The following is a 26,019-nucleotide window of genomic DNA, read 5'->3' as shown; positions in this document are numbered from 1 at the left end:
TTTGGTATTTATTCCTTTGTATATTGGGGAACGTTTCGATGGCTACCTTGTAGGAGTTTTCCAAATACAATCACTTCTTGATCGCATCCTCCCAGAACAAATTACCCAACATTATGAGATTACAATTCTTGATGGAGATGAACTAATTTACAGAGATGGATCTGCGTCTCTAGAGGCTTCCACTTGGATACAGACGCGAAATATTAATCTGCATGGCATTAATTGGCAAGTTCAGATTCTCCCTAGTTCAGCTTTGTTAAAGCAAAAGCGATGGCTCCTTCCAACTCTTATTCTGATTGGAGGACTTTTCATTGCCTGGTCTTTAGCGTTGACTCTGTATTTTGCTAAAGCTGCTAGATGGCATAGTCGTCGTATTGAGTTCATCAACCAGCAACTCGATCTCAAAATATCTGAACTTCAGCAAACAAAGATTAATCTACAGTCAGCTATGACATTCCAGCAAGCCATCCTGGATAGTGCCAACTACACCATTATTTCCACTGACACAAATGGCACAATTTGCACCTTTAATGCGGCGGCTGAACGTTGGTTAGGATATACTGCTGCTGAAGTGATTAGCAAAACAACTCCTGCCATCCTTCACAAACCAGATGAAGTTGTGCAACGAGCCGCAGAACTATCGCAAGAACTCAATTGCCAAATTACACCAGGGTTTGAGGTTTTTGTTGCCAAGGCACAGCTGGGACAAATTGATGAGCAAGAATGGACATACATTGCTAAAGATGGTTCTCGCTTTCCAGTTTTGTTATCAGTGACTGCACTGTATGACCAGACAGGTAAGCTGACCGGATTTCTGGGTATTGGCACTGACATCAGCGATCGCAAAGCCCTTGAGAAAGAACTGGCTCAACAACATGAGCTACTGAACGCATTTATTACTAGTGCGCCTGTTGGTATTACTTTGCTCGATAGTCAATTGCATTTTCTGGTGGTCAATGAAGCATTGGCAGAAATTAATGGAATTCCCGCAGCAGAGCATTTCGGCAAAACACCACGGGAAATTGTCCCTGATTTGGCATCCCAGCAGGAGCAAGTATTCCAGCACGTTTTGACTACTGGGGAATCTGTTCTCGATTTTGAAGTGCGTGGAGAAACTGCCAAATTCCCAGGTGTAGAGCGAACTTGGTTAGCTTCTTACTTTCCGATTAAATCTGGAACCAGGCAGCCGATGGGAATTGGAATGGTTGTTGTCGAAATTACCGATCGCAAAGCGTCAGAACAGTTTTTATTAGAAAGTGAATCCACTCTCCGCAGCTTTTTCAATAGTGGTGCAATGATGATGGGTATTGTCGAGTTACATGACAACGATGTTCGGCATCTCTCAGATAATCTCACCTCTGCACAGTTTTTTGGTACTACCCCAGAGGCATTAAAGAATCAGTTTGCCACTGATTTGGGAGTAACGCCATCGCACTTGAAACTCTGGATTGGTCGCTACCGGGAGGCGATGCAAACTCAAACTCCGGTAAAATTTGAGTATCCACACGCGACTCGTAACGGTCAAAAGTGGCTATCTGTAACCGTTTGCCCTATTGAAAGCCGCACTGGTGGACAGCCACGACTGTCATACATGGTTGAAGATATTACCGATCGCAAACAAGCCGAAGTAGAACTGCGGGAAATTAGTGCTGCCTTGGAAAACGCAGTAGCAGGGATTTCAAAAATCGATCCCCAGGGACGTTACATAGCTGTTAACCGAGCCTACGCTCGCATTACAGGCTACGAACCGGAAGAAATGTTAGGCATGGAGTGGCAACGAACGCTTCACCCTGACGATATTGAACACATAATAGATGCCTATCATCAAATGCTCAGGGACGGCAGAGTAGTTCCTCAACTCGAAACAGAGTATCAAAGGGTAGAAGCCGCTTTAGTATTACAACATCCCAATAGGCAAAATGATTAATTGCGATTTTCAAAATAACTCACCTTTAGTGCTTGTTGTCGATGATGAGAGAGCCTTGCGATTGTTGCTGCATCGAGCTATGGAGAAGGAAGGATATCGAGTTACCGAAGCGTGTAACGGTCAACATTGTTTAGATATTTGTCAAGAGCATCTGCCAGATTTAATTTTGTTAGATGCGATGATGCCAGGTTTGGACGGCTTTAGTTGTTGTACTCAGATGCAAACGCTTCTAGGTGATAATTGTCCGCCAATTTTAATGATTACTGCTCTTGACGATCAACAGTCTGTTAACCGAGCTTTAGAAGCAGGGGCAACAGACTATATCACAAAACCAATCGATTGGAGTGTACTCGGTCAGCGAGTCAATCGCTTGCTGACATCAAGGTGGGCAGTGGGGGAACTTCAACAAAAGATTCAACGAGAATGTATGCTAACAGTACAGGTAGAAGCTGCTAATCGAAAGTTACAAAGCCTCTCCTCTATGGATAGTCTGACTAAAATTACTAATCGTTACTACTTTAATGAATATTTAGAGCGTCAATGGAGCCGTTTACAAAAATATCAATTATCTTTATCTTTAATTTTGATAAACGTTAGCTTTAACAAGGCTGAAAACGAGCATCAGGTTAGAGATGAATACCTGCGCCAAATCGCTGATACTATAAGTAGCTGCAAGCTGCGTGGAGCGGATTTGGTAGCCCGCTTTGGTGATGCACAATTCGCGATGATTTTACCGAATACTCAAGCCGAAGCAGCTTTGCAGATGGCAGATGCCATTGTGTCTGCTGTGAAAGCGATTGACATCGGCGATCGCCATTCAAAAATCGATGAATTCGTCAGCTTCAGCTTAGGTATAACAAGTGTTATTCCCAGTTCGGAATTCTCTGTAAATCAGTTGATTTCCACAACAGAGAAAGCTCTCTCTCAAGGGAAGTTGGCAGCAAGCGATCGCAAAACAGAAGGGGATTGCTTGGTTCCCCTACCCTTGGAGCTTTCTCAAGGAGTAGGCTTCATTCGCTGGGGACATAGTTACGTTTATTTATTTGCATCCAGTATCTAAATTAAATTCTGCGATCGCTTTCGGGAAATTTTCATTTTCATGTCCTGGACGACTGAGTTTCAGCAGAGAGAACCGCTGCAACTCAGTTAAATCTGCCCATTGTTGAGGTGTGATGCTTGTACCTATTTCTTGAAGTTTTTTCTGAAGGCTATCTGGGACATTATTAGCATCCATCCACGGGGGATGAGGTTCGATAAATAATGTTGTCGGTGGTGTGCCGCTACGTTGTAAAATCAAATTCTCAAGATACTCGCGATAAGCTTGAATTTCGCTTTCTGTGGTGCAAGGTAATTCTACTAAAGCTTCACGCTCAACTTGCGTCATGTGGCTCCAATCGGATAATTTCAGCTTAATACCACAAGTATCGAGTTTGTAGCGCACTTGCATGGGAATGCAACGTAGAGATTCAACAAAATCTGCTTCAAATTTAAAAAATACTGCCATAATATTTCAACGATGATTTAAGAATTTGTTTTGGAATTGCTGTAACGAATAATCCAATAACTTATTGATAAAGCGAAAATGGCAATTGCCAAGCCAATCACTTCAACTCCATCGGTTTTTTCTAAATCCAGTAGAATAATTTTCCGAGATACAGCAATCAAAGAAGTTACAATAACCAACTCCACTTGAACAACGTGTTTTTTCAGATAAGCTGTGATGTTTTCTAATATTTCTAAAGCAATTAAAATATTTAAAAATAAACCAAATATTTTAAATAATGTTCTGTTTATTTCACCATATGGAGTACTAAAAAGTTCTTTAACAAGAAGAACTCCTAAGTCAAAAATGGCGACTAAAATTACCACCACCATCGCTACAGATAAAACTTTGGAAACCAGCACTTCTATGCTTTCAATGTGGTGGAGAAATTTATCATCTTTGGTAGAGTCTACAATTCGCTTAAATAGCCTCCGCATCTACTGCACCCCCCCTGTTAAATAAAAACTCTATGCTAATGTTATATCCTTCTCTGGGCTTTTCATGGCGATTACTTTGATTTCAAAAGTTTTGCGTTTGAAAAAAGCCGCGCTACCAACTCAGCACGAGATGAAACTTCAATCTTCCGAAATATCCGTTTTAAAGCTTGCTTAACAGAATTTTCTGTAATCCAAAGTGCTGTCCCGATTTCAGCATTTGTTAGTCCTTGTGCTACCAATTCGGCAATTTCTATTTCACGCTGGGTTAAGCGATTAATTGCCAAAGAATTCAATTCTATTTGTTGCGACCATAATGTTGCTAACTTGGTTGATAAATGTAGGCAAAGCGCACTTAAATCGGCAATATTGTGAACATTAAAAGCAGAAGAACCTCGAACACGAGTAAAGCCAACTCCACCAACAAGACGACCATTACTGACAATTGGTCCAGCCATCACATGTCCGTGGTCAAAGCGCGAGCATATAGTCTTCCAAATACCAGAAGGTAATAACAATTCTTCATGAACTGGAGCATGATGCTCAACTATGTAGCGCAAGACTGGATTATGTTCCAAAGATAAAGCCAATTTCATCATGCGCGGAATATTTGTTTCGGTAGAGGGAAGCTCATGAAATAAAAAAAGCTTCCGACGTTGGGCAACAAAATAGTCACTGATTTTAACCATGATGTGCAGTCGTAATTCTTGCTCATCACTAGCATCAGCTATTGCTTCAAATAAAGACTGCAACGAATTTGTCATCATTACTGCTGCTAAGAGTACTCGTTCGAGGACTAGCCGCGATCGCGCTTTTGTTCTTAGTATAGATTTTGTTGCGACGGAAACATTAGGCTTAGTCCTAATTTTCCCCAAGAATCATCAATCATGACCATAGATTTTAACTCTGATAGCGTGCAGCCATCTGTACGCAAGTTTCAAATTGGCTTTTACTGGGTAGCCACGCTTTTCAATCTCTGCCTGATTGCCCAAGTGTTGACCGTAGGACTCGCATTCTTTCACAACCCGGAGTGGTGGAACATCCATGTTTGGTTAGTACGGGGATACAGCGGACTGACAGTGATTCTGCTTTTATGGGTGTTCTTGATTTCGTTTCCCCGACGAGTACAAAGCCTGACAGCTAGTATTGCAGTACTACTGGGACTGCAATTTATCACAATTCACTTAAATTCGCCTTTTCATGCCGCAGTATTCCACCCACTTATCGGCTTTACGCTATTCTCTGTTTCCACAACTCTAGTTCATCGGGTGCGGCAAACGGTGTTTCCATCAAATAAGGAGTCATTATCATGAATTACGCTCATCCTGAAGTTCTCGTAGATACTCAATGGGTTGCTGAACATTTAAGCGATCGCGCAGCGGGCACTCCGTGCCATCCCAAAGTGCGTGTTATTGAAGCGGATATAGATATCACAGCTTATAACTCTGGTCATATTCCAGGTGCCATCTTCTGGAACGCATTGACCACCATCATGCAACCCGATTACCGTTTCAATTTCGATTCTTCGGCATTTTTAGAACTGCTTACACGCTCAGGTATTGCAAATGATACAACCATCATTATTTATAGCAACCATAATGCTGGTGCCCATTGTGCCTTTTGGTTTCTAAAAGTATTCGGGCATAACGATGTACGGGTAATGAATGGTGGTGGCAAAAAATGGCTTGCTGAAAAACGCCCTGTCTCTACTGAAATTCCCACAATCACGCCAACAGTATATACACTAAAGAATTTAGATACAAGTATCCGAGCGCTGCCAGAGCAGGTAAAAGCAGCAATTAACACAGACTCGATTTTACTGGATGTACGCACAGCCCAAGAGTATTGCGGCGAATTATTTATGATGAAGCCACCAGAAAAAACTGAGCGTGCCGGTCACATTCCGAGTGCAGTTCATCTTTTTTATGAATCAGCTTTGAACGAAGATGATACGTTTAAATCAGCCGAAGAACTGTATGCTTTATACAACAGTAAGGGCATCACTCCTAATAAGGAAGTGATAACCTACTGTGCAGTTGGGGCACGCTCCTCGAATACTTGGTTTGTCTTAAAGTATTTGCTGGGCTACGAGAATGTACGTAATTACGATGGTTCTTGGAATGAGTGGAGCAGATTACCTGATGCACCCGTTGAAACTTGACAGGATTCTGTAGGGGCTTTAAACCCGTATAAGGGAAAAGAATCAATAAAAGTTTTATGCGTGCATCTTTATAACTTCTTCTCCCTTTACCCTTTTTTCCTTTCCCCTTTCCCCCTCCTGTCTGGTAATTGGCGTTAGTTGTACCGCACAAGCTTTTAATTCTGGTTGGAGTGAGTCGGGACAAGATTCTGGATGTGTGAGAGCGTTTGCTTCAGAATTCTCTGCCCACAGTGTACCCCAATGCATGGGGACAAAGACTGTACCGGGTGCGATCGCTCTGGTAATTTTAGCAGGAAACTTGGATTTTCCCCGACGCGATCGCACTTCCACCCACTGATTATCTGTAATATTCAACTTTGCCGCATCACGAGGATGAATCTCAATAAATGGTTCCGGATGCATCAAGCGAATTTTTTCAATGCGACCGGTGCGCGTTTGAGTGTGCCAATGTCCATAAAGTCGCCCATTTGTCAAGACAAAGGGATAATCAGGATCGGGTGGTTCTGCTAATCCTCGCGAATGATATGCACCAAATCGAGCGCGTCCATCAGGAGTGTGAAAATGCAAATCGGTGTAAAGTCTTTTGGAATTTAAAGTTGTAGAGACGCCATTAATCGCGTCTGTATTTGTAGAGACGCGATTAATCGCGTCTGTATTTTCTTCAAAACCGATAACACCAGTATCAGAATCGATATATATCGGTTCAGGTTTCTTTTCTGGATGGGGCCATTGAGTCGCACCTTCCGCTTGTAATTGCTCGTGACTCATACCTGTCATATCGCAGGGGCGATCGCAAGTCAGTTTGACAAACTCAGCATATACCTCAGCCGAGTTTGTAAAATCAAATTCTTTCTTAAAACCTAAGCGACGCCCAACTTCAGCAAAAATTTCCCAATCTGCTTTCGCTTCCCCTGGTGGTGTGCGGAATGCTTGACATAAGGTGACTACTCGTTCGGAGTTTGTCATCACCCCAGTTTTTTCACCCCATTGTGCTGCTGGTAAGAGGACGTGAGCGTAAGCAGCGGTTTCTGTGGGATAATAGGCATCTTGATAGATTGTAAAAGGCGATCGCAATAACGCTTTTTTTGTCCGCTCTAAATCTGGCATACTCACAGCCGGATTAGTCGCCGCAATCCACAGTAAACCAACATTACCATTTTCTAACTCAGTAATCATATCCCACACCGACAAACCGGGATTTGGGGAAATTTGCCCCGGCTTCAGTCCCCAAAATTCCTCAACTTCCCCTCGCTGCTGGGCATTTTTCACCGTGCGATAACCGGGTAACAGATGTGATAAACCTCCCGCTTCGCGTCCTCCCATCGCGTTTGGCTGACCGGTCAAGGAAAATGGTCCAGATCCAGGTTTACCAATTTGTCCGGTCATTAAGTGCAAATTAATGATGGTTCTAACTTTTGCAGTACCTTCCGATGATTGATTTACACCCATTGACCACATCGACAAAACCCGCTGTGATTGACCCCAGTAGCGAGCTGCTGTTTCTAAATCTTCAACGCTGATACCGCAGCGATGAGCTACAACATCAGGGGAATAATGGCGAATCACCTCAGCGTATGCGGGGAAGTTGCTGGTACAATCTTCAATAAACGCGGGATCGATGTAATTCCAGCGCATTAACAAGTGAGCCATCCCGTTCATCAAGTCGATATCTGTACCGGGACGAATCGCTAAATGTAAATCTGCGGCTTCTGCGGTTGGTGTCTGTCGGGGATCGACCACAATCATTTTCACTTTGCGATTCTTTTTGTGGTATTTCTCCAATCGGTTGAAAATGATCGGGTGACATTCAGCCGTATTCGTGCCAATTAAAAAGGCACAGTCAGTTAACTCTAAGTCATCGTAGCAGCACGGGGGACCATCTGCGCCAAAGCTTTGAATATAGCCAGCTACAGCGCTGGACATGCATAAACGAGAGTTGGCATCAAAGTTGTTAGTACCCAAACAGCCTTTCATCAGTTTCTGAGCGATGTAGTAGTCCTCAGTTTGAAACTGACCGGAACCATACATACATAAAGCTTCTACTCCTTGAGTAAAGCGCACAGTTTGAATGCGCTGGGTGATAAGATTAAAAACTTCATCCCAAGTTGCGCGGCGAAATTCCTCTTCTAAGGAGTTTCGTACCATTGGATAGCGTAATCTATTTTTATCTAAAGATTCGGTGATGGTTGCGCCTTTGACACACACCATACCTTGACTTGATGGATGTGCTTTATCCCCCCGCACTCGCCAAATTGGAGTTCCTTGGCTATCTCGATTTGTCGGTTTGCCATGTTGCGCTGGGGGGGAGACTTCTAGTCCACAGCCTACACCACAGTAAGGACAGACGGTTTTGGTAATTTCAGTCATGGCGTTTATACCGTATCAACCAATTATTTAAATTTTTAACAATAAGTTTTGTAAAGACTTAATTTAAGAGCGAATATATGAAATTCGCTGCACTTAAAAATGTTTATAGCGTTTCCTAGTCTGCTGAGGTACAAATTTATCTGCGTCCATCGGCGTTTATCTATCTTCATCTGCGGTTAATTCAATATTCTGTATTTCATGAATGTGGAAATCGCTATAAGCTGCCGGCATTGCATATTTTCGGGATGATTTTGTCATATATGTCAAAAATTGAACGTATTGTAAAGACGTTCCGCCGGAACGTCTCTACGATTCATCCCACGGTTATACAATGCTGAAAAATCTGATAGTTTGTGTTAAGAAGTTTTCTCAAATTTGCTTGGAAAAACTTTCGGAAATTTTCCTGATAGCATTTTTACTTAATCTAATATCAATTGTGACAAAGAAAAAGTGTTTTGTGATACTTTTTGCTAATAAACCAATATCATTCAGTTAAGCCCCAAATCTTCGCAGAGACGTAGCATTGCTACGTCTCTACATAAATGGGATTTTTTCCTTAAATTGAAGAGACACACAGGTTCATTTTGTGTGTGTATCTCAGATGTGATTTTGAGAAGTTTATTAGTAGTAATCCAAACCTATTTAAATCTTATTCTTCGGCTAAGATAGGAGCTTTTTGGGTTGTATTTTCTAGTGATTCATCTTCGTAAGCACCAGCGAAAGAGCCTTTCGGTTCTTTGAGGAAGAAGGCACACATAAAGGCGCAGATCATTGCAGCTATACCCATTGTGCTAAAGAGAGTCGGTGCATCAGTTAAGCTGAAGATTGTGAGATAAACCACACCGCCGAAATTACCGTAAGCGCCGACATTACCAGCAATTTGACCTGTGGCTTCTTTCTTAATTAAAGGTACGATACCGTAGGTTGCACCGCAGCCAGCTTGGGCAAAGTATGCGGCTAATATAGTAACAGCGATCGCTAGTGGAAGAGACCAGTTTTTGTTAATAAAATGTGCCATCAAATAACTGACACCAATCCCAGCAGAAATAATTGTCATTGTCCATTTGCGAGATCCAAATTTATCAGAAATTAAGCCACCGGTAGGACGAGAAATTAAGTTCATGAAGGGATAGATAGAAGCAATCATCCCCGCTACTACATGCTCTAAACCAAAGGTCTTTTCAAAAAATGCCGGCAGCATGGAAACCGCTGCAAGTTCAGAACCAAAGTTAGTTATGTATGTGAATTCGAGTAAAGCTACTTGACCAAATTGATAGCGTTCGGATGGAGCATAAATTTTTCTGCCAGTTAATAGTTCCCGGTTGACTTTATAAGCTTGGTAACTTTGATAAGCAAATAATCCGAGTAACGCAACCCAAACCAAATACATTTGGCTGAGATTTAAGAAATGAATGTTCTTTTGTTCCAAACGCCAAGCTAATAAACCTAAAGCGAAAATCAAACCAAAGTTTGAGATAATCATCGCCCAGAAACTTTTGACACTGGTTACTTCTAAAGAACCATTTTTCTTAGGACGATTGTAAGTTTTGCCAGGAGGGGTATCTTGAACGGTGTTGAAATAAATTACACCGTAAATTGCTGCAATTATACCTGTGAGAGCGATCGCCAAACGCCAGTTAGAAGCACCACCAGTCATAAAGCTAGCCGCAACCGCAATCATCGGTAAGGCAAATTCAGCCCCAAATGCCCCAAAGTTGCCCCAACCACCATAAACCCCTTGAGCTATACCGATATCTTTCGGGGGAAACCATTCTGCCACCATGCGGATACCGACGACAAACCCAGCACCGACAATTCCCATCAACAAGCGACTGATAACTAATTGGTTGAAGTTTTGTGACAGCGCTGTAGCCATACAGGGAACCACTGAAAAAATTAGCAGCATTGAGTAAGTTTTTCTCGGACCATAACGATCCAAGAGCATCCCAATAATAATCCGCGCTGGAATTGTCAGCGCTAAGTTGCAGATGCCCAAAGTTTTAATTTGTTCGGGTGCTAATTGTAATTGTTTACCAATAGTTGTCGCAAAGGGAGCAAAGTTAAACCAACAAACGAAAGTGAGAAAGAAGGCAAACCAAGTCTGATGTAAGATGCGGTAGCGACCGGTTAATGAAAGTAAACCTTTGAGCATTGAGTTTTCCTAAGTAAAAATTGAATAATTGCGTAGAAAAATCTGTGGACAATTATGTAATTGCCCTAAGATGTTGGTTGATAGTTGTTAGTTGTTAGTTGTTAGTTGATAGTTGTTAGTTGATAGTTGATAGTTGATAGTTGATAGTTGTTGGTTGATGGTTGTTCTATTAACCACTATCCCCTAGCCACTATCGACTAACCACTATCCCCTATCCCCTAACTAATAACCACTAACTCTTCTTTTGCGCGTGCGCCGAAGTTTTCTATTAGCAGTTGGCGTAATACTGGCTGCAAATCTTCGCAGGGTATGCTTTTCGTGACACAAGTTCCTAAATGTGCGTCTTTACCAACTTTGCCACCCATATAAATGTCAACTCCTTCTAAAGTTTTGCCATTTTTGCGTACTTTAGTTCCCATTAAGCCGATGTCTGCAACTTGGGGCTGTCCGCAGGAGTTAGGACAACCTGTCCAGTGAATGCGTACAGTCTGAGTGAATGTTAACTCGCTTTCCAATGTTTTAATCATTGCCAAAGCGCGGTTTTTGGTTTCAATTAGGGCAAAGTTACAAAATTGGGCGCCTGTACAAGAAACTAGCGATCGCATTAACGAACCAGGCTCAATTCTAAATCTTTCTAACAATCTCTCTGTTAAAAATGTTGCCAATCTTGTATCAGCAATATTGGGGATAATCACGTTTTGTTCAACCGTCAGCCTAATTTCATTGCTGCCGTAAACTTCCGCAAGTCGGGCGATTTCAAACATATCATCGGCAAAGAATCGACCAACGGGAATGTTTAACCCTACGTAGTTTAATCCGGGTTGCTTTTGTTTGTATACGCCAATGTGGTCGCGTTTTTCCCAGTCGATTTCGTCTTTCGCTGCTGCGCTGATTAATGACTTACCCAAACGGTTTTCGACTTCTGAGCGGAATTTATCTAAACCCCATTCGTCAATTAGCCACATTAAGCGCGATTTTTGGCGATTTGCGCGTAAACCGCGATCGCGAAAAACTTCCAAAATCGCTCTACATACAGCAACTACATCTTCTGGGGGCACCCAAGCATTTAAGGGAATCGCTGCATCACACCGTTTGGCAGAGAAAAAGCCACCAACCAGGACATTGAAGCCAAAGATAGGGGACAAGGAAGAGGGGGAGGACAAGGAAGCAGTTTCGTCCTTTTCCCCATGTCCTCTTTGTCCCCCTTGTCCTCCTTCCTTAAAAGCAGGGACAAAAGCCAAATCGTTAATTTCCGCATGAACTGAGTTATCACGTCCACCGGTGATGGCTATATTAAACTTGCGCGGCAGGTTGCTAAACTCTGAGTTACCAACGCCATTGTTGGTAATCATATCTTGAATTTGCTGTACCAACTCTCGCGTATCAAACAACTCCGAAGCATCTAATCCAGCTACGGGATCGCCTGTAATGTTGCGAACGTTGTCCATTCCTGACTGTACACTGGTTAAGCCAACAGCCTCAAATTTATTAAAGATATCTGGTAAATCTTGAATGCGGATGCCCCGTAATTGGATATTCTGTCTAGTAGTGATGTCAGCGTAGCCGTCTTCGCCGTAACGCTGCACTACTTCAGCTAACACACGCATTTGATGAGAAGTCAGAATACCGTTAGGCATCCGCAACCGCATCATAAACTTGCCGGGAGTGACTGGGCGAAAAAACACACCCAACCATTTTAGCCGATGGTCGCGATCGCATTCGTCCATTGCTTCCCAACCCAAGGAGGCAAATTTTTCGATTTCTGCCTTTACAGCGAGTCCATCTTTTTCTGCTTTGAATTTCTCGAACTTGTTTAAGCTGGGTATGGTAGTTGCTGTGTCTGTCATTTCCGTTGCTTTGTTGCTAGTTCGCGTTTGAATATCTGAATGTAGTTTTATCGGGTTGTGAATTTACGATTTTTTAAGTCAGCTCTATTTAGTGAGTTTTACCAGACTTGTAACGATTTGCTTGTTTCTAAGATTAAGGTTGCATGAATGTGAAAATAGTATAAATAGCTACGAAATTTTGGTAAAATTGACGAAAATGTATCGCAATGATGCAATTTATGCATAAATAAAATTTAATTAGCGATCGCAATAGACATCAAACAAAAAGAGGAGCAATTGCCCCTCTGATTCTTTAGTGCTAGTCAATACAGTTGGTGTTAAGCCCAAAATACCAGTGTAGAGACGTGAAATTTCACGTCTCTACAGGTCTAAAATCAGTACTAAAAATCCTTAACACCAACCGTATTGACTTATCTGACTTTTCACGTCATGTGGAAAAGCTAACGCGAAACCTAACCCCCTAGCCCCCTTCCCTACAAGGTAATGGGGAGAATTCAAAGCCTCTCTCCTTGCAGGAGAGAGGAATGGAAGTGAGGTTTTCCAGATCCCGTGAAAAGTCAGATTGACTTATAGGTTAGGAAGGACAGGGATTATATCCCACTGAGCAAAACTGTTTCCTTTGGGAGTGTCAACGTGAATAGTAACGGTATCTGATACCGCAGCACCAGGAGAACAATTGTTGCATCGTGCTACATATTTACCAGTATCTGCTTTGAGAGCATACTTGCCATTCAACAAGTATTCTGGAGTAAATTGGGCATAGGGTAAAGAAGGATCAGTTACATGAATTGTGAGGCTATCTGGATACGCACCTCCAACAATACAGTTGTTGCATCGTGCTAAATATTTACCAGTATCTGCTTTGAGAGCTATTTTGCCATTACCTACATTGACAACCTCAAATTGAGCATAAGGATTACTAGAGATGGGTTGGTCAATATGTACTGTAGCTGTATCAGGATTGTTACCTATAACTTTTTGGCAATTGTTACAACGAGACAGCCATTTTCCTGTATCGGCTTGTAAGCCTATTTTGTAGCCTGCGCTAGTTGCTTGTGCGTTTGCAGGAGCAATTGAGAAGTTGAAAGTAACCACAACAACTAATAATGCGGCAAACATTACTGAAATTAATTTTTTCATGGGTTCCTTAATCTCTTGCATTTGATTAGCTAGCATTCTGTTTGCTAGCTGTATATATTTTTATCTTCTCTGTCCCGTTTCCGATAGTCGGCAAAGTCGGATTTTAAAGTCGGATCAAGTCGTAACTTGCATAATTTATTACATATACTGATGAATGCATAGTCGTATTAGAGCAATATTCATCTATTTGAACCACACATCAAAAACCTATGTAACAGACGTAGCAATGCTACCTCTGTTACATATTTTTCGGGTAACGCAGCCATAAACAGCGGTGGATGTCTAAATATAGGCAATTAGCTGGACATGATATAACAACCAATAACCACCAACCAACAACTAACCAATTGTGAATAACATCAACGAGCTTTTGGTGCAAGCGCAGGCAGCACATGATGCGGCTGATTGGTCAGGAGTGTTGCAATGCGTGCAACAGTTGACTCTGGGAGAGGATGCCAAAAACCCAGAAATAGTTAAAAATCAAGCATATTTGCTGGAATTAGCACTCTGTGTTTTAGAAATGGGGGATTTTCAGCAACGCTGGGAAATTGGTAAAGTGTTTGTCCGTTTGGGAAATGTTGCTATAACCCCGTTGATTGACATCCTAGAAGATGAAGATGCAGAGTCAGAATTGCGGTGGTATGCAGTCCGGATTTTAGGAGAACTGAAAAATCCCATTGCGATCGCATCCCTGGTAAAATTTCTTCAAGCCAATGAAAATGAAGAACTTAAGGCGATCGCTGCTGCTGCATTAGCAAAAATTGGACAAAGTGCGGTTATTGCTTTATCAGAACTTTTAGCATCCCAAGAGACACGAGTTTTCGCAGTGCGATCGCTTTCTTACATCCGCAAACCAGAAATTATTGCACCTCTATTGAGTGTGGTGCAAGATCCCCTAGTTGAAATCCGCGCTATAGCCATTGAAGCCCTCAGCAGCTTTGCCGATCCTCGTATTCCACCGATTCTTTTAAATGCTTTAACTGATGTCGCTGCTGCTGTTAGAAGAGAAGCTGTGCTTGGGTTGAGTGTTCGCACTGACTTACATCAAGAATTAGATTTGGTGGGGAAACTGCAACCCAAACTTTATGACCTTAATATAGAAGTTGCTCAAGCAGCAGCGGTTGCACTTTCACGCATTGGCAGTGATGAGGCTGCCAAACACTTATTTTTAGTGCTAATATCGCCCCAGACACCAATAAAATTACAACTTGAAGTTGTCCGCGCCCTGAGTTGGATCAAGACATCATCCAGTTTAGAATATCTCCAACAAGCATTTGATCAACTTTCATTAGAGACAGTGTGGTTAGAAATCGTTACAGTTTTAGGTCGAGTCAGCGATTCGGCATTAACGGCAAAAGCGACAGGTATTTTACTTTCAATAGTGCGATCGCAACATCCAGCAGTTGAGATTGCCTCAATTAAAAGTACCATCGCTTTATCTTTGGGACAATTAGGCAATATCGAGGCAATTGAACCGTTGATTTCTCTCCTAACAGATAATAATGAAGTTGTCAGATTGCACATCGTCGCTGCACTAAAGAATCTCGCAGCAGAAACCGTTTATAATCAATTGCAACAATTATTAAATAATCCCGCACTTACACCAGATTTACGAGAAGGAGTTACCGCAGCTTTGGCGGAATGGTAACATCTAGTAAGCACGAAGAGTGCTGACTACGCTAGCCACATTTATAATTCTCTCTCTTCCTCATTTCTCTGTGAACTCTGCGTCCTCTGCGGTTCGTTTTTTCATTAGACATCTCCAGAAAAGACGTAAAGACGTTCCAACGGAACGTCTCTACAAGGGTTTCGGGCAACGTATAATTAATTTCCACATCGGTTGTCTATTAAGAAAGCGTAAATCCTAACCAATCTCAAATCCAAAATGGCTATGCGATCGCAATGGGAACGTTTGCTGCAAAATATCGGTGTTTGGTCTGGTTCATTTACCCGTTTCTCTCCCCAAGGTGAATTGGTGAATGATACTCCCTCAATTGTCTCCTTGGAAGGTTTGAACAATAATCAGACTATTCGCCAAATTATCCGTCTGCGGGAAGATGAAAAAGTTTTAGAATATAGTTCGCTAGGGAGAAGTGTTCTATTTTTTGAAAATGGCGAATTTTCTCAAGGTTCGATTCAGTTAGCACCCTATTCTGAATTTGGCGCCGAATTTGGATTTATTCAAAAAAATCACCGCTTACGGTTGGTGCAGCTATTTGATAAAAATGGTGATTTAGACCAACTTACCTTAATTCGCGAACATTTGGCGGGAACCCAAGCAGCACAACGTGCAGTTTTAACGATAGATGACTTGTTGGGAGAATGGCACGGCGAAGGTGTAACAATATATCCTGATTGGCGATCGCCTGATACGTTTTCTTCTACTCTACAATTACGACTTGATGCTGGGCGATTAATTCAAAGTTTAACCTTTGGCGAACGGACAATTACCTCAACTGCTACGGTTAAAGGCTCTATAATTCACTTTGACCAAAATCCTCGCCATCAGGTGCAAGTATTACTCTTACCCGATGGTGCTTCTGCTAATTTACCAGTTAAAGTGCAATTACGGCAAAGCTTTATCTTAGAAGCGGGTTGGTTAATCGAACCTAACTTACGCCAACGCATGATTCGTAGTTACAGCGATAAAGGCGAATGGGTTAGTCTCACCTTAGTAACAGAAAGGCGAGTTTAATATTATATTCGTAGTCGGCGCTTCAGCGCTGAAAAAATCCCCAATTTCACAGTGGAAGACTATAACATGTACTCATAATAAAAGCGCTCTTCGCGCTTACTACGTTCTTAAATCTTAATTTTCGACAAGGGATTAAACAAGCGGGAAAATTCACCATTTTCAAACGTTTCATCCCAATTTGTGGGTAAACGACGAGGATTAGGATTTTCCCGTGTGGGAATTCGCATGAAGATGTACTCACACTTAACATTATCTAACTTCGTTTCCCAAGTAATTAACCAATCTTCGATGTAAGCACCGGTAAGAGTAGCACCTCTAAAATCGGTTTTGTTTAATTGCGTTTGTCCGAGGTTAGCTCTAGAAAAATCTGCATCTTGCAAGTTAGATGCACTCAGATTCGCTCCTATTAAGCTAGCGTCCATGATATTCGCTCCCTGCAAATTTATATTTTGCAAGTTCCAGCCATTCAAATTTTTGTTTTGTAAGTCTTTCGTAACCAACAATTCTCGTAATTGCAGATCATCAAGATAAGTTGTCCCCACAGCCGCAAGATCCAACTTTTTCGCTTGATACCAGCAAGTGCGTGTCAAAATAGCTGTGGTAAAGCTAGTGTTTTTTAGTGTCGCTTGGGTAAAGTCAGCATCTGTCAAATCACAGCCTTGAAAACTAGTTCCATGTTTTGTCACAAAAGCGATCGCTAAATTCCGAGTTAAGCTTTGTTTTTCATCTCCAAATAAGGCATGACAACTGACATAAGCACTCAATAATACTACTGCCCCTGATATGAGCAATGCTACACCACCAGCAATCAAATTGACCATTGCTGCCGCTACAGCTACTGCTCCTGCTATTGCCCCCGCAATTGACACTGTGACAGTCACTGCAAGCAATCCAGTGATAATTCCGGCAAATGCGGCGGCTCCAGCGATAACTACTGCCCCTACCGCCACAAGAACTACCGATATTGAAGCGGTAACAATTACTGCTACAATAGAAGCTAATTCCATTACACTTGTGACTGCGACTCCAGCCCAAGCTACTGCTACTATACCAGCCCAAGCGATCGCCGCCAAACCTGCCCAAGCGATCGCCACGATCAAAAACCCCCAGGCTGCTGACAAGCCCCGGTGGATAATGGTAATAAAAAAAACTAACAAAACTACCAAGCTAACTACAACAACGTAAAGATTTTCGCGATGATTGTTAACCAGAAGAAATCCTAGCAGGGAACCACCAACAGATGATAGGAGTCCGGATATTGCCGATAGTAGTAATGCAAATATTACCAAAGCGATCGCCCACCGGCGCTGTAAACCTGCTTTAGCGTTGCGAAAATTTGCACTTTTGAGAATGGCACCAGTAAAATCTGCACCACAAATATCAGAATCAGAGAAATCTGCGCCTGTTAAATCTTGCCCTTTAAAGGATTTCCCTCTGAGCTTCCCACGGCGATAATTTTGAGCCATGTTCAATTTCAACAGAGTGGGACACTTTTTGCTACAGGTTGTAGGATATCAGGTTTTGGTGAGTTTATTTCTGTTATGTATTGAAATTTTGAAATCTAGCTTTATGAGGAGTTGGTGAAAGGTATTTGGTTGCATATCCGCTAGCTGGCTGGCGTAACCTATTGTTCTGTAGAATAAGAAATAGCAGTAGTACAACTTACCCCCTCGTAAGGAAATCTTAAATGGTACAGACCTCTGCTAAACCCCTTACTCTAAGTGAATTCCTGGATTTGCCAGAGACAGAACCTGCCAGTGAGTACATTGATGGACGTATCATCCAAAAACCAATGCCCCAAGGAGAACACAGTGCAATTCAGACTGAGTTAGCACCTGCAATTAACTTGGTCGTAAAACCCAAACAGATTGCGCGGGCTTTTTGTGAGCTTCGCTGTACTTTTGGCGATCGCTCAATTGTGCCTGACATTTCTGTGTTTACGTGGGACAGGATTCCCCGCAAAGAAAATGGTGGGGTTGCTAATGTCTTCTCAATTGCCCCAGATTGGACAATTGAAATTTTATCTCCCGATCAAAGTCAAACTAAAGTTACCAAGAATATTCTGCATTGCCTTAAGCATGGAACTCAGATGGGATGGCTGATTGATCCTGAAGAAAAATCTGTGTTTGTCTACTTGCCAGATCAACCAACTACTTTTTACGAAGAATTAGGAACACAGTTGCCAGTGCCAGAATTTGCTTCATATTTCAGCCTTACAGTAGAAGGTTTATTTAGCTGGTTGCTAGAGTGACCAAAGAAAGGATGAAGGATAGATGTTGGGTTTTGTAGCGTCAACTAAATTTACAAGATCAGCGATCGCACTATAATATATTTTCATCGTACCTGAAGAGAAAATTGGGCGATCGCTCTATTCATGTCAGAGAGATTATATTGCTTACTCAACACCCCTACAGTTCACCAGAGGCATATAAGTAGTAAACATTTACTTTGCCAATTCAAGGGTTTTGGAATGGTAATCAGGCAATTTGAAGCGTGCTAGGTTCAGGAATAGATTCACCTTCTACTTTCCAAGCTTCCAAGTACATTTCAATCACTTCTTCACTATTACGAATAGCTTCCTCACGAGTTTTGCCATGAGTGCAAGGCATGACAACACGATCGGCAAACTCTGGAATGGTAACGAGGAAAAGCTGATCTTCATCAGACCATTGAAGAATCATACTGTATCGATTCATAAATCCTCTTCTTCCCTTAACTCTTGGAGTTCAGTTAATAAACTTGCTAACTGTTTTTCTAGGTAGATTGGCACATCGTCTCCATCCTTACCGGGAATTGTTAGTGTTTTTTTGACCCAAGGATGTCGCCAACGCTGTGGAAGTGTTTAAGGTTGTCAGTGGAAGAAAATGTTGGGTTTTCTAGCGTCAACCAAATTTATAAGCGATCGCCCAACCGCTTAAACCTGCTTTCACATTGCGAAGAAAAGACGCGAGTTGACAAAAAATTGATTATGTGATTATGCGGGCGCTTTTGCTTTATAGTTTAATAATGGGAATATTTTGACTTTTTAATATAGCTTTATACTTATAATTTTAAAATATAATAAATTTTTAGATTTCTACATCTACAAAACACTATCACCAATTTTCCTAAATGGCAAGGAGCACCACCTTTAAAAACCAAAATTAGCCAAATTTTGGAAAAAACGAATTTTATTGCTTTCATTCTCATTATTAATGAGAATGAAAGCAAGATTATTAGATAACCAAGTCAACAATATTGACAAAAATGGATATTTATTGACACTGAAGTGAAAATGCTTCACTTTTTGAGAGAAAGTAAAATATTAATTTTTGTAAATATATAGGTGTAATTAGTAAGACTAAACTAATTTACAGCGACGTTGCAACGCTTGCTTGAGTAACGTTTGATATTGATCGTCATCAACTCGATAAGCACCAAACCTTTCCAAATGAGGATTCATCATTTGGGCATCAAACAGCACAAATTTTCTTTCTCGCAATCTTTCTACCAACTTCACCATTGCCACCTTAGAACCTTCAGGAATGCGGTAGAACATCGACTCACCAATAAAAGCCCCACCAATAACAATTCCTAAAATTCCTCCAGCTAGTTCATCACCTAGCCAAGTTTCAAAACTATATGCCCAACCTGCTTGGTAAAGTTCCCAATAAATATCTTGTAACTCAGGCGAAATCCAAGTTGTATCGCGGTTAGCACATCCAGATACCACAGCCTTGAAATCGCGGTTAATTGCCACAGAAAAACGCTCTTGATTGATAACACGTCGTAAAGACTTAGGGTAGCGGAATCGCTCATCCAAAGGAATTAAAGTGCGATCGCGACTGCTGTACCACTCCAAGCCATTGCTGTCATCAGCCATGAGAAAATAGCCTTGAGCATAGCCTTGAATAATAGCAGCGACATCATACATACGTTAAGCGCAAAATAAAAAAAGCCATCCTCCGCCTATCACTCTGCGTTTAAGATAAAGAAAATGACTGAACCCATTGGATCAATCACCCTGCCACCGTCAAGAAATCCCCAACAAGAGGGAAAATGGTTGCGAGAAAGCCTCTTGCGGTGGCTAGATACAGAGTTTATTCCCGAAGCCGTCAATCAAATTATCGCCCAACGTGCAGCACAAATTTTTGTCCGCCAACGCATGGAAGGAGAAAATGACCTGGGTTCTCTGGTAATTGCCATTGTCACAGAGATGCAGGCATTTGATTTTTCCAAAAGTTTCTATGGAGAGTTTGCGATCGCCAACGCCGTCAGCGATCTACTCTTAGAAAGTCTCGGAATTGATAAGTGTTGTGGGGAATAGGATTTTGTTAGTACTTAGTAGTTAGTGGTTAGCGGTTAGTGGTTAGTAGTTAGTAGTTAGTGGTAAACAACCATCAACCATCAACCATCAACCATCAACTATCAACCATCAACCAACAACTACCAACTAGACTTAACCACACCAGGTAAAAGACCTTCGTGTGCCCATTCGCGCAGCACGTTGCGAGATAGCCCGAAATCGCGGTAATAACCTCTCGAACGACCTGTTACCCAACAACGGTTGTGCTGACGAGTAGGAGCGCTATTGCGGGGTAGCTGTTGAATTTTCCGGTGAACTTCCAACCTATCAAGGGGAGATTCAGTACTGCGGAACTCTTCCAGCAACGCTTCCCGCTTTTCCGCATATTTTTCGGCTATTTTGACGCGCTTTTTCTCGCGCTCAATCATGCTCTTTTTTGCCATATACTTTTTACTTATTTAAAGACAGCATTTTCCATTCTATCGGATGGTTCGGTAAATGGGGAATTGGGCATTGGGCATTGGGGACTGGGAAGAAACAGATCAATGTGAATAATCTTTTCCTAATTCCTAATCCCTAGTCCCCAGTCCCCAGTCCCTAGTCCCTATTCCCCAGCAGAGGGACATAATTCAGCCAATTGACAATCAATACAGGCAGGCGATCGCGCTTTACAAATGGCTCGACCGTGATAAATTAGTCTAATTGACCAATTTTCCCAATCTGCTTGTGGTAACAACTCTATCAAATCTAGCTCAATGCGGATCGGGTCTGTATGTTTAGTTAAGCCCAAACGTTGGCTGAGTCGCTTTACGTGAGTATCTACCGTCACTCCAGCATTGATGCCATAGGCATGAGCTAACACCACATTAGCCGTTTTCCGTGCCACACCCGGAAGTTGTAAAAGCTGTTCCATTTGGTTTGGCACTTGCGAGTTAAACTCGTTGACAATCATCCGACAAGCAGCTTGGATATTCTTCGCCTTATTGCGATAAAACCCAGTTGAACGCACCAAATTTTCTAACTCAGTTAAATCGGCGATCGCCAAACTAGCTGCATCCGGAAATTTACCAAATAAACCTGGTGTTACTTTATTCACTCGCTCATCTGTACACTGAGCAGAGAGAATTGTTGCAACTAGCAACTGTACAGGCGTTGAGTAATTCAACGAGCAAGTCGCATCAGGATATAAAAGCTTCAGGCGCAAAAGAATTTCTCGTGCCCGTTGCTTTTGAGATAGCCTTTTGCCAGTAGTGCTCACTGGAATAATTTTTGTACCCACTCCAACTGTGTAGTTTCTTTAACTATCAGAAAAAGTCCTAAACCTAAAAGTAGCACCAAACCAGTTTGCATCACACCATCTTGAATGCGAGATGGCAGAGGTTTACCGCGCACACCTTCAATCAGCAGGAAAGCCAGTTGTCCTCCATCCAAAGCAGGAAGAGGCAAAATATTGATAATAGCCAGGTTAATGCTGATAATTGCCGCAAATGAAAGCAAATTTGCACTGTCATCAGCAGCCAACTTTGCACCCACTTTAACAATATTAATTGGTCCAGAAACTTGTCCGGCAGTTTGTTGAAAGTTCGTGATTAACTGTCCAAAACCACTCAGCGTACCCACAACTAATTTTTGAAATCTATTAGCAGCAATGCTAAAAATTTCTAGCGGATTGCGAGGACGACGATAAACGGGTGTACCATTAGCACCAAGTTGAATACCAATCAAACCTTTGCCATCAGTTCCTTTTTCTGGCGTTAGTTTTAGGGTACGTTGTTGATTTTCGTGCTGAACTGTCAGTTCAATTGGCTGATTTGGATGATTTTGAATTTCTTTTCTCAGCAAAGTGCTGGAATTTTCCGAAGCTGGCAGTTCTTTACCACCGACAGCAATAATAACGTCTCTTTCCCTAATTCCTGCTTGGTAAGCGATGGACTGTTCATTAACCGGTTGCACAAGTACACCAGGCTGGTAGTTGATTTTTTCCGGAATACCAAGGATACCCAACTGAAGAACTAGTACTAAATAAGCAAAAATTAAATTTGCTATCACTCCGGCACTGATAACGATCGCCCGATCTAAAATTGGACGGTTACGCAGCAGATTCGGGTCATTCGGCGGAATATCACTATCCGGGTCATCGTCGGGAAAACCAACAAAGCCACCCAAAGGAAAAGCGCGGAGAGCATATTCAGTTTGTGAACCTTGGTACTTGAAAATAATCGGACCAAAACCTAAAGAAAAACGGTTGGCGTAAATACCTTGAGACCGTGCTGCGATAAAATGTCCCAGCTCGTGTACCAAGATCAAAACAGCCAAGACTGCGATCGCTGCTAAAACTGGCATAGAGAAAATTATTGAACCTATTGAGCTATATATACCTTTATTTTAAAATCTCTGAAACTTTAGCACTTCTCAAAAGAGGCATATTTTCTCGCTTTGGGCATTGGGCAATGGGAATTAAAAAAGCGGCTGTAAGTGATGCGCGAATAAATATAATTCTTTCCATGCCCATTGCCCCATGCCCATTGCCCAAACTTTACCTTAAACAGCAAGAAGGCTCACACTGTACCTGTAATCAGGCGGCACGTTTTGGGGGGAAACTTCCACTCCATCGCTGCCTTGTCAGTGTTGAGACGGCAGTTGCTTCAAGTCGGGAAACCCGCCCAACGCACTGCCTCATGAATTGCGCGTGAGTCGAGTTGCGTAGTCTTGACGATTTTGAGCGTAGCGAAAACAGGAAAAGGCTACAGCGAGGAGATGAACAAAATATTTCTTTTTTTTGGGTAGTACAATCATTTAAAAACCTGTTACCATAAATATGTAAACACGGTAAGGTCGATTCGCCACTTTGCAATCGTGATGGAGACCGCCAAGACTGCAAGTGGTCTCACCATGTATAGAGCAATTAAAGTTAGAATTTATCCTACTGACCAGCAAGAATCCTATCTGACTAAGTGTTTTGGCAACACTCGTTGGTTGTGGAATTATATGCTTAATGCCACTACTGTCGCGTATAAAGAAACGGGGAAAGGTCTTTCTAAAGCAGCTATGGATAAATTGCTTCCAGGGTTGAAAAAGGAATATGAATGGCTAGGACTTGCATACAGCCAAGTATTACAACGAGTCACATTCAACCTTTCAAGTGCTTTCGTCAACTTCTTTGAAGGACGCGCTAAATTCCCTAACTTTAAATCTAAGCATGGTAAACAATCGATTCAATATCCTCAGAATGTGAAATTGATGACAGAAGACTCTGTGATTAAGTTTCCTGGTAATTTGGGGTTAATGAAAACCGTGTTTCATAAAGAATTGCCGGATGCAAAATTCACGGCTGTGACAATATCAAGAAATGTAGACGGTAGATATTATGCATCTATTCTTTTTAACCGTCAGGACAATCCGGTAGTCGCAATTAGAGAAGCTATTGGTGTTGATTTGGGGTTGAAAAACTTTGCTATAACCTCGGAAGGCTCAAAATATGACCTACCTAAGAAGCAGCTAGCCAAGTTAGAAAAAAATCGAAAACGTAAACAAAATAAACTAGCTAAAAAAACCGATAAAACTTCTAATAAACGTCATAAAGCAAAACGTTTAGTCGCAAAAGTTTCTAGCAAAATAGCTAGAGTCCGTGAAGACTTTCTACACAAGCTATCTCGCAAAATAGCATACGAAAACCAAGTTATTTGTGTAGAAGATTTAGCAGTTAAGAATATGGTTAAAAATCCCAACTTGGCAAAAGCTATTAGTGACTCTTGTTGGGGAATGTTTCAAACTATGCTCAAGTACAAAGCAGAGAAATTTGGACACACTTATCAAGAAATAGGTAGGTTCTTCCCATCCTCTCAACTTTGTAGTGAGACTCTACTGCCAATTCCAATGTTGCAAAAAGGATATGATTCGTTGGAAGTTAGGTTTGTAGATTGCCCTCATTGCCTGAGTAAGCATGATAGAGATATCAATGCGGCAATCAATATTAAAAATGAAGGTTTGCGAATTCTGGCGTTAGGAACTAGCGCTTCTGCCCTTGGAGGGGATGTAAGACCAAAATCTTCAGGACGTAAAAAATCTATGAAAGTTGAGGCAATCTCCATTGAATTGGGAAGCCTACACTGACCTTGCGGTACAGTGTAGGTAGTTCACAATACCTCTCTCCCCAAAAACGGTTGCAGCGCTTTCGGTATACGCACAGTCCCATCTGGTTGTTGATAATTCTCCAAAATAGCCGCCATTGTGCGTCCCACAGCCAAACCAGAACCGTTTAAGGTATGTACGAACTGAGTTCCCTTCTTACCTGCCTCTTTAAAGCGAATATCGCCCCGTCGCGCTTGGAAGTCGATAAAATTGGAACAGCTAGAAATTTCTCGATACTTACCGGAAGAAGGCAGCCAAACTTCTAAATCATAAGTTTTGCAAGAAGAAAATCCCAAATCCCCAGTACATAAATCTATAACTCGGTAAGGTAACTGCAAAGCTTGTAAAATCGCTTCTGCATTTGCCACCAATTTTTCTAGTTCCTCAAAAGAAGTCCCTGGTTCAACAAATTTCACCAATTCAACTTTGTTGAATTGATGCAGGCGAATCAATCCGCGCATATCTCGTCCATAACTACCTGCCTCACGGCGAAAACACGGAGTATAAGCACAATGGTAGATAGGCAAATCAGCCGAATCGAGAATTTCCCCTCGGTAAAAATTAGTTACAGGAACTTCTGCTGTAGGTATTAACCACAAATCATCATCAGCGCATTTAAAGCTTTCTTCCGCGAACTTAGGTAACTGACCCGTAGCGGTCATGGACTCAGTATTAACTAATATTGGCGGACTAATTTCTATATAACCAGCTTGAGTCTGGCGATCGAGCATAAACTGAATTAATGCTCTTTCCAATGCGGCACCAGCCCCTATAAGCGTTACAAAGCGACTTTGAGCCACTTTTACCGCTCGTTCAACATTCAGAATACCTAACTTTTCGCCAATTTCCCAATGCGGGAGAATATTCGGGTTTTGAGGAATATAATCATCACCCCAACGGCGTACTTCTACATTCTCTTCCTCACTCTTACCAATGGGTGTAGAGTCGCTTGGCAAGTTAGGAAGCGCAAGTACAAGTTCTTCAATTTTGGCTTTGAGTTCTTTTTCTTGCGGTTCCAGTAAACTCAATTGCTCTTTAATAGATTTGCCCTCTTCCCGCAAAGCCAGAATTTCTGCTCCTTTGGGGTCAGAACCAGCTTTAATTTTGATTGGAATTAAACCTGCAATTTCATTACTACGTGCTTGGAGTTGATTTCGCTTTCCCTCCAATTCTCGCTGTTGCCGATCCAACTCTGAAATAGGCTGAATGTCATACTTGTTACCGCGACTATTCAACCGTTCCTGAACTAATTGGGGATTTTCCCGTATTTGCTTAATATCCAGCACAGATTTTTTTAATTTCTAGCCTATAGTCTTCCAGTCCAACACATCAGCATT

Annotated in this window: 25 protein-coding genes; 10 read left to right on the top strand and 15 right to left on the bottom strand. The window is 41.9% G+C overall.

All coding sequences use genetic code 11. From position 1 onward, the window contains the following. Nucleotide 1: 1 nt before the first annotated feature. Complete coding sequence (locus TOL9009_RS39190; RefSeq protein WP_029633462.1) at nt 2-1,927, top strand: PAS domain-containing protein; 1,926 nt, start codon at nt 2-4, stop codon at nt 1,925-1,927. Further along, on the top strand, nt 1,920-2,987 hold the full coding sequence (locus tag TOL9009_RS39185) for a diguanylate cyclase domain-containing protein (RefSeq protein ID WP_084763217.1): 1,068 nt from the start codon (nt 1,920-1,922) through the stop codon (nt 2,985-2,987). Before TOL9009_RS39190 ends, TOL9009_RS39185 begins: the two co-directional genes overlap by 8 nt. Here the strand turns inward: TOL9009_RS39185 and TOL9009_RS0114595 are convergent. The 3 genes from TOL9009_RS0114595 to TOL9009_RS0114585 all read right to left on the bottom strand — a co-directional run bounded on the left by TOL9009_RS0114595 (nt 2,967) and on the right by TOL9009_RS0114585 (nt 4,668). Next, nucleotides 2,967-3,431, bottom strand: coding sequence for a nitrate reductase associated protein (locus tag TOL9009_RS0114595; protein WP_029633461.1), 465 nt, complete (start codon nt 3,429-3,431; stop codon nt 2,967-2,969). The genes TOL9009_RS39185 and TOL9009_RS0114595 overlap by 21 nt on opposite strands. A gap of 17 nt (nt 3,432-3,448) precedes the next feature. Further along, nucleotides 3,449-3,907, bottom strand: coding sequence for a phosphate-starvation-inducible PsiE family protein (locus TOL9009_RS0114590; protein WP_029633460.1), 459 nt, complete (start codon nt 3,905-3,907; stop codon nt 3,449-3,451). 71 nt (nt 3,908-3,978) lie between these two features. Next, the gene (locus TOL9009_RS0114585; protein WP_029633459.1) at nt 3,979-4,668 is read right to left on the bottom strand and encodes a helix-turn-helix transcriptional regulator; all 690 of its coding nucleotides are present in this window, start codon (nt 4,666-4,668) and stop codon (nt 3,979-3,981) included. Between the two features lie 123 nt (nt 4,669-4,791). Here TOL9009_RS0114585 and TOL9009_RS43485 point away from each other — a divergent pair, with 123 nt between their 5' ends. Both TOL9009_RS43485 and TOL9009_RS0114575 read left to right on the top strand, forming a co-directional pair. Then, nucleotides 4,792-5,217, top strand: a complete 426-nt coding sequence (locus TOL9009_RS43485; protein ID WP_072022139.1) for a DUF6220 domain-containing protein — start codon at nt 4,792-4,794, stop codon at nt 5,215-5,217. Then, the gene (locus TOL9009_RS0114575) at nt 5,214-6,065 is read left to right on the top strand and encodes a sulfurtransferase (protein ID WP_038296355.1); all 852 of its coding nucleotides are present in this window, start codon (nt 5,214-5,216) and stop codon (nt 6,063-6,065) included. The genes TOL9009_RS43485 and TOL9009_RS0114575 overlap by 4 nt, the downstream gene beginning before the upstream one ends. A 54-nt stretch (nt 6,066-6,119) precedes the next feature. On the opposite strand, the gene TOL9009_RS39180 is transcribed toward TOL9009_RS0114575, so the two are convergent. The 4 genes from TOL9009_RS39180 to TOL9009_RS0114555 form a co-directional block, all read right to left on the bottom strand. After that, complete coding sequence (locus TOL9009_RS39180) at nt 6,120-8,432, bottom strand: molybdopterin oxidoreductase family protein (RefSeq protein ID WP_038296353.1); 2,313 nt, start codon at nt 8,430-8,432, stop codon at nt 6,120-6,122. A gap of 649 nt (nt 8,433-9,081) precedes the next feature. Beyond that, nucleotides 9,082-10,584: a NarK family nitrate/nitrite MFS transporter gene (locus TOL9009_RS0114565; RefSeq protein WP_029633457.1), complete on the bottom strand. Its 1,503-nt coding sequence runs from the start codon at nt 10,582-10,584 to the stop codon at nt 9,082-9,084. Nucleotides 10,585-10,802: 218 nt separating this feature from the next. Continuing rightward, nucleotides 10,803-12,431, bottom strand: a complete 1,629-nt coding sequence (locus TOL9009_RS0114560) for a ferredoxin--nitrite reductase (RefSeq protein ID WP_029633456.1) — start codon at nt 12,429-12,431, stop codon at nt 10,803-10,805. Between the two features lie 567 nt (nt 12,432-12,998). Continuing rightward, nucleotides 12,999-13,571, bottom strand: coding sequence for a fascin domain-containing protein (locus tag TOL9009_RS0114555; protein WP_206757746.1), 573 nt, complete (start codon nt 13,569-13,571; stop codon nt 12,999-13,001). 349 nt (nt 13,572-13,920) lie between these two features. On the opposite strand from TOL9009_RS0114555, the gene TOL9009_RS0114550 reads away from it, so the two are divergent. Further along, nucleotides 13,921-15,219, top strand: a complete 1,299-nt coding sequence (locus tag TOL9009_RS0114550) for a HEAT repeat domain-containing protein (RefSeq protein WP_186227563.1) — start codon at nt 13,921-13,923, stop codon at nt 15,217-15,219. 243 nt (nt 15,220-15,462) lie between these two features. After that, nucleotides 15,463-16,266: a DUF3598 family protein gene (locus TOL9009_RS0114545; protein WP_029633453.1), complete on the top strand. Its 804-nt coding sequence runs from the start codon at nt 15,463-15,465 to the stop codon at nt 16,264-16,266. A 107-nt stretch (nt 16,267-16,373) separates the two neighbouring features. Here the strand turns inward: TOL9009_RS0114545 and TOL9009_RS0114540 are convergent, their stop codons facing one another. Further along, nucleotides 16,374-17,732 carry a pentapeptide repeat-containing protein gene (locus tag TOL9009_RS0114540; protein WP_029633452.1) on the bottom strand — a complete coding sequence of 453 codons (1,359 nt, stop codon included), beginning with the start codon at nt 17,730-17,732 and terminating at the stop codon, nt 16,374-16,376. Between the two features lie 221 nt (nt 17,733-17,953). Here TOL9009_RS0114540 and TOL9009_RS0114535 point away from each other — a divergent pair, with 221 nt between their 5' ends. After that, on the top strand, nt 17,954-18,517 hold the full coding sequence (locus tag TOL9009_RS0114535; protein ID WP_029633451.1) for a Uma2 family endonuclease: 564 nt from the start codon (nt 17,954-17,956) through the stop codon (nt 18,515-18,517). A gap of 226 nt (nt 18,518-18,743) precedes the next feature. Here the strand turns inward: TOL9009_RS0114535 and TOL9009_RS0114530 are convergent, their stop codons facing one another. Together TOL9009_RS0114530 and aat are read right to left on the bottom strand one after the other, a co-directional pair. Beyond that, nucleotides 18,744-18,962 carry a type II toxin-antitoxin system HicB family antitoxin gene (locus tag TOL9009_RS0114530; RefSeq protein ID WP_029633450.1) on the bottom strand — a complete coding sequence of 73 codons (219 nt, stop codon included), beginning with the start codon at nt 18,960-18,962 and terminating at the stop codon, nt 18,744-18,746. 644 nt (nt 18,963-19,606) lie between these two features. After that, nucleotides 19,607-20,179: a leucyl/phenylalanyl-tRNA--protein transferase gene (gene aat, locus TOL9009_RS0114525; RefSeq protein WP_029633449.1), complete on the bottom strand. Its 573-nt coding sequence runs from the start codon at nt 20,177-20,179 to the stop codon at nt 19,607-19,609. Between the two features lie 63 nt (nt 20,180-20,242). Here aat and TOL9009_RS0114520 point away from each other — a divergent pair, with 63 nt between their 5' ends. Further along, nucleotides 20,243-20,572 carry a hypothetical protein gene (locus tag TOL9009_RS0114520; protein ID WP_029633448.1) on the top strand — a complete coding sequence of 110 codons (330 nt, stop codon included), beginning with the start codon at nt 20,243-20,245 and terminating at the stop codon, nt 20,570-20,572. 119 nt (nt 20,573-20,691) lie between these two features. Here TOL9009_RS0114520 and rpsN read toward each other — a convergent pair whose 3' ends face one another. The 4 genes from rpsN to TOL9009_RS49340 all read right to left on the bottom strand — a co-directional run bounded on the left by rpsN (nt 20,692) and on the right by TOL9009_RS49340 (nt 23,063). Continuing rightward, a complete protein-coding gene (gene rpsN, locus TOL9009_RS0114515) occupies nt 20,692-20,994 on the bottom strand; it encodes a 30S ribosomal protein S14 (RefSeq protein WP_029633447.1) in 303 nt (100 codons plus the stop codon). Nucleotides 20,995-21,155: 161 nt separating this feature from the next. Further along, nucleotides 21,156-21,809, bottom strand: a complete 654-nt coding sequence (nth, locus tag TOL9009_RS0114510; RefSeq protein ID WP_186227562.1) for an endonuclease III — start codon at nt 21,807-21,809, stop codon at nt 21,156-21,158. After that, nucleotides 21,806-22,894, bottom strand: coding sequence for an RIP metalloprotease RseP (gene rseP / locus TOL9009_RS0114505; RefSeq protein WP_029633445.1), 1,089 nt, complete (start codon nt 22,892-22,894; stop codon nt 21,806-21,808). The genes nth and rseP overlap by 4 nt, the downstream gene beginning before the upstream one ends. Before the next feature lie 37 nt (nt 22,895-22,931). Continuing rightward, nucleotides 22,932-23,063, bottom strand: a complete 132-nt coding sequence (locus TOL9009_RS49340) for a hypothetical protein (protein ID WP_260675895.1) — start codon at nt 23,061-23,063, stop codon at nt 22,932-22,934. Between TOL9009_RS49340 and TOL9009_RS48430 the strand changes: the two genes are divergently transcribed. Together TOL9009_RS48430 and TOL9009_RS0114500 are read left to right on the top strand one after the other, a co-directional pair. Beyond that, the gene (locus TOL9009_RS48430) at nt 23,063-23,233 is read left to right on the top strand and encodes a hypothetical protein (RefSeq protein WP_221928646.1); all 171 of its coding nucleotides are present in this window, start codon (nt 23,063-23,065) and stop codon (nt 23,231-23,233) included. The two genes, TOL9009_RS49340 and TOL9009_RS48430, sit on opposite strands and share 1 nt — an antisense overlap. A 210-nt stretch (nt 23,234-23,443) precedes the next feature. Further along, on the top strand, nt 23,444-24,664 hold the full coding sequence (locus tag TOL9009_RS0114500; RefSeq protein ID WP_029633444.1) for an RNA-guided endonuclease InsQ/TnpB family protein: 1,221 nt from the start codon (nt 23,444-23,446) through the stop codon (nt 24,662-24,664). 23 nt (nt 24,665-24,687) lie between these two features. Here TOL9009_RS0114500 and serS read toward each other — a convergent pair whose 3' ends face one another. Further along, complete coding sequence (gene serS, locus TOL9009_RS0114495; RefSeq protein WP_029633443.1) at nt 24,688-25,968, bottom strand: serine--tRNA ligase; 1,281 nt, start codon at nt 25,966-25,968, stop codon at nt 24,688-24,690. Between the last annotated feature and the right edge of the window lie 51 nt (nt 25,969-26,019).

Origin of the sequence: [Scytonema hofmanni] UTEX 2349 (assembly GCF_000582685.1) — a bacterium.
Lineage (GTDB): Bacteria > Cyanobacteriota > Cyanobacteriia > Cyanobacteriales > Nostocaceae > Hassallia > Hassallia hofmanni.
Note: the sequence above shows the minus strand (reverse complement) of the source record. Positions and strands in the feature narration are given on the sequence as shown.